At 44.2% G+C, this 825-nt stretch carries 1 protein-coding gene; it reads right to left on the reverse strand.

Features of this window, described 5'->3' with window-relative positions; genetic code table 11:
• Nucleotides 1-27 precede the first annotated feature (27 nt).
• Nucleotides 28-759 carry an outer membrane protein assembly factor BamD gene (gene bamD, locus ABN217_RS19155; RefSeq protein WP_070926474.1) on the reverse strand — a complete coding sequence of 244 codons (732 nt, stop codon included), beginning with the start codon at nucleotides 757-759 and terminating at the stop codon, nucleotides 28-30.
• Nucleotides 760-825 lie beyond the last annotated feature (66 nt).

An 825-nucleotide genomic window follows, 5' to 3' on the forward strand; every position in this document is an offset into this window, starting at 1 on the left:
CTGCCGTTTCTCAATTCTACAGTTTGATTAATTACTATTAGCGGCAATCAAGTTTGCAACTTTATTTGCTTCCGCGTTAAGCCCCATTTGATTGTAAGCTATCTCCATGTATTTTAATGCTTTTCTTGTGGCATCAGTATCTGGGTAGTCTCTTAACATTTGTTGAACTCGATTGACAACCGCGACATAGGCACCACGTTTGTTGTAATATTCAACGACGGAGAGGTCAAATCGCGCTAAACGATCTTTTAAATAGATAAGACGTTTGCTGGAATCGTTAGCATAGAGGCTGTTAGGATAGTAACGAACCAATTGGCTAAAGTCCTTAAAGGCGACTCGTGCGTGTTGAGGATCTCTATCTGAGCGGTCAATACCAAAGAAACCTTGCAATGCACTATCATCAAGTGCCATCGCAGTCAAACCACGCATATAGAGCACATAGTCAATATTTGGGTGGGTTGGGTTTAGACGCATAAAGCGGTCAATTGCAGCTATCGCCATTGGTAGTTCAGCTGATTTATAATAAGCATAAATCAGGTCTAATTGTACCTGCTGGGCATATGGGCCAAATGGATAGCGGTTATCCAACGCTTCCAATTGCTTGATGGCCGCTTTGTAGTTACCATCCTGCAACTTTTGCTGGCCAACACTGTACATTTCAGCCGGGGTGCTATCAGGGCTGATTTCATTATTGCTGGAGCATCCGGTGAGTACCAGGCTCAACGTGGCGGCAGCCACCAGATATTTCATACGTATCATCACGTGTTGGTTATCCTCTGAGTGTTTCGAGGGAGACTATCCGTAAGGCTCCCGGCAAAATTCGAG

The sequence above is a fragment of the Proteus sp. fly-1067 genome (assembly GCF_040139345.1).
Taxonomy (GTDB): Bacteria; Pseudomonadota; Gammaproteobacteria; order Enterobacterales; family Enterobacteriaceae; genus Proteus; species Proteus vulgaris_B.